Annotated in this window: 3 protein-coding genes; 1 reads left to right on the forward strand and 2 read right to left on the reverse strand. The window is 39.8% G+C overall.

Features of this window, described 5'->3' with window-relative positions:
• Positions 1-1,321: RagB/SusD family nutrient uptake outer membrane protein (locus VNJ50_RS00460; RefSeq protein WP_325577996.1), on the forward strand; the 1,321-nt coding region annotated here is incomplete at its 5' end.
• Between the two features lie 117 nt (positions 1,322-1,438).
• On the opposite strand, the gene VNJ50_RS00465 is transcribed toward VNJ50_RS00460, so the two are convergent.
• The gene (locus VNJ50_RS00465) at positions 1,439-2,932 is read right to left on the reverse strand and encodes a TrkH family potassium uptake protein (RefSeq protein ID WP_325577998.1); all 1,494 of its coding nucleotides are present in this window, start codon (positions 2,930-2,932) and stop codon (positions 1,439-1,441) included.
• A 112-nt stretch (positions 2,933-3,044) separates the two neighbouring features.
• Positions 3,045-3,240, reverse strand: a 196-nt coding sequence (locus tag VNJ50_RS00470) for a TrkA C-terminal domain-containing protein (protein ID WP_325578000.1), incomplete at its 5' end; no start/stop codon positions are given.

Consider the following 3,240-nt stretch of genomic DNA (forward strand, 5'->3'; position numbering starts at 1 on the left):
ATCTTTTTACAAAATCACCTATGAAGCAGAATACAATTCAGGCTCTGCTAATAACGTGTATTATTGGGCAGATGGTTACTCGTTAATCAATCGAGCCAATTTAATAATTGAAGGCGTAACTAATGCAGCAGCTGAAGGAATCATTACCCAAGAAGAAGCTGATGATTATATTGGACAAGCTAAATTTTTTAGAGGCATTACACTTTTTGAGTTGAACAAAATGTATAGCCGTCCATACTCATTAGATCCTAATGCCTTAGGAGCCATTATTAGTGATACGCCTGTTAACACTGAAGAAGGGCTAGAAAAAGCCAGAGCTACTGGTCGCTCTAAAGTCTCTGAAGTTTATGAATTCGTACTGAATGATCTGACTGAAGCTGAAAAAAAGATTAAAGGCTTACATTGGTCGGATGAATTACACGTCTCGAGCGATGCCGCTATTGCCTTTAAAACTCGTGTCTACCTTCACATGAGAGATTGGCCTAATGTTATTGCAGAAGCCAACAAACTCGATGGTAAATATGCCTTGACAGAAGCGCCTTCCGGAGTATTTGATCAAAACTTAGGCAATGGGGAGACCATTTTTTCTATTGAACAAACAGGAAACTCAAATGCAGGTGTAAACGGTGCACTTGGCTCTCAATATGGACGTAGAGAGTTGGTGGCCATTAGCCCAATAATCTGGAACAATGCAGGCTGGCTGAATGATGATAAAAGAAGAGCTACCGTTGATATTGATGCTCTAAAAGCAGAAAACCCAAAATACGAATTCGATCCAATGAGTTCAGAAGGCATCTTCGTTCGTAAATCTGGTAAAGTACTATATACTAACAAATACCGTGACTACAGTACCTTGTCAGATAAATCACCTCTCATCCGTTACGCCGAAGTTTTACTAAATAGATCAGAAGCTTTGGCTAGAACTGGTAAATTAGATGATGCTTTAAATGACCTAAATAAAGTTAGAGATCGTGCATTGGCCAATCCAACGGCACAATCCTATAAAGCCTCAGATTTAGCAACTGATAAAAGCATGGTCGAAGCTATTATATTAGAGCGTCGGATCGAATTCTTAATGGAGGGAAATCGATACAGTGATATCCATAGATTACAAAAAGACGATTTAGCTCCTATTGATGGTATTCCTGCTAAAGTTGAAAATGGAAAACCGATAGGCTATGATGCTGCATCAGGAGTTATGCCAACCAACCTAGTTGTGAAAGGGATTCCTTATGATGATTTCAGATTTATATGGCCAATACCAAACACAGAAGAAGCTAATAACCCAGGAGTAAAAGGACAACAAAACCCTGGTTATTAATCAAATATTAGAGTAGCATTAATATGCATCCGCCTTGAGAGATCTTTCAAGGCGGATGTTTTTTTAATCAACATCGGATTTAAATCAGAAAAATCTAAAATAAACTTTATAAATCAACTACCTATTCCTCCAAAAGAAAGGTGTCAGGATAACCAAAACGGTAAACAGTTCCAAACGCCCGATAAGCATTAAAAAGGAAGTCCACCATTGGGCTAATGGCGGCAAGGCCGAGTAGTTATTAACCGGACTGAATTGCCCAAGTGCAGGGCCCGTGTTTCCCAAACATGAGGCGGCCAAGCCAACAGAAGACTCAAAATCAATGTCAAACATTGAAAAACCCAAAGCACCAACAATAAACGAAATCATGTACAGAATAAAAAATCCAAGGATATTATACACCACCTCACCCGATATAGCTTTTGAATTATAGCGCACTGGCAAAACCGCATTAGGATGAAGGGCTCGTTTAAATTCTAAAAATCCATTTTTTATCAATATCAAATGGCGTACGACTTTTACCCCACCCGAGGTACTTCCCGCTGAGGCCCCTAAAAACATCATACCAAAAAATAGTACGGTCAAAAAGGGTGTCCATAACGTGAAATCGGCACTAATAAATCCCGTGGTTGTGATCACACTCACTACTTGGAACAAGGCGTGCCTAAATGCACTTTCAACCTTCCCCAAAACCATGGGATGATTGAGTGTGGAAAGTGATAAATCTGCCCTAAAATAAATGATCAATGCAGTAATGATCGTAAATGCAGCTATAAACCTAACGTACCATTGCAGCTCTTCATCTCCCAATACTTTCTTTATTTTTCCTTTAAAGAGATAATAGCTCAATACAAAATTGACGCCCCCAAAAAACATGAAAACGACAAGAATGTACTGAATGATTGGTTGGTCATTCCAATAAGCTACACTCGTGTTCTTTGTGGAAAACCCGCCCGTAGCCAAGGAACTCATGGCATGATTAATAGCATCAAAAAAAGACATCCCTGCTGCTTTCAACAAAATGGCTTCTGCTAAAGTATATCCAAAATAAATAAACCATAGCCGCTTTGCAGTATCTGTTATGCGCGGATGTAGTTTATCGGTATTTACCACGGGAGCTTCAGCGGAAAACAACTGCATACCGCCGATACCCAATAATGGCAAAATGGCAACAGCCAAAACAATGATACCCATACCACCGATCCACTGGGTCATACTACGCCAAAACAAAACACCTTTGGGCACTGCCTCAATATCATTTATGATAGTAGCACCAGTAGTAGTATAACCCGACATGGTTTCAAAAAAAGCACTGGTAAAACTAGGAATTACTCCAGTGGCCAAATAAGGCAAGGCACCAGAAATTGCCATAACGATCCATCCAAAAGCGACCACAATATAACCTTCGCGCTTGTTCATCACTTTGGTGTGCGCTTTTGAGAGAACCATTAAAACCACACCGGCCAATAGCACGACCAGTCCCGAAACCAGCAATTCAAAAGTAACGCCATCGCGATAAAGAAAACTCACCAATGCGGACAGTAAAATGAAACCACCATTGAAAAGCAGTAATAACCCGAAAAAATAAAAGATTATTTTGAAGTTAAGTTTCATGTTCTTTTTAAAATCCAATGCTATTGGTTAAAATCATTTTGCATAAAAAAACGGAGCTCCACGCTTTGCAACTTTAATCCAGCTTGGGAGATTTCCATGCACATATTACTTCTTAAAAGAAAAGCCGTTCAACAGCCGTTATGGCCTTAGGAAGGCAACATACTACAACCCGATCGCCTTCCTGCACCCTAAAATCGCCCAAAGGAATAAAGCCTTTGCCATTTCTTATAACACCTCCCATGATGGCCGAACGCGGAAAATCCAAATCCTTAATGACTTTGTTCGTAATTTTTGATCTGGTTTTGACC

It is taken from the genome of Gelidibacter sp., from assembly GCF_035577925.1.
In the GTDB taxonomy this organism is placed as follows: domain Bacteria; phylum Bacteroidota; class Bacteroidia; order Flavobacteriales; family Flavobacteriaceae; genus Gelidibacter.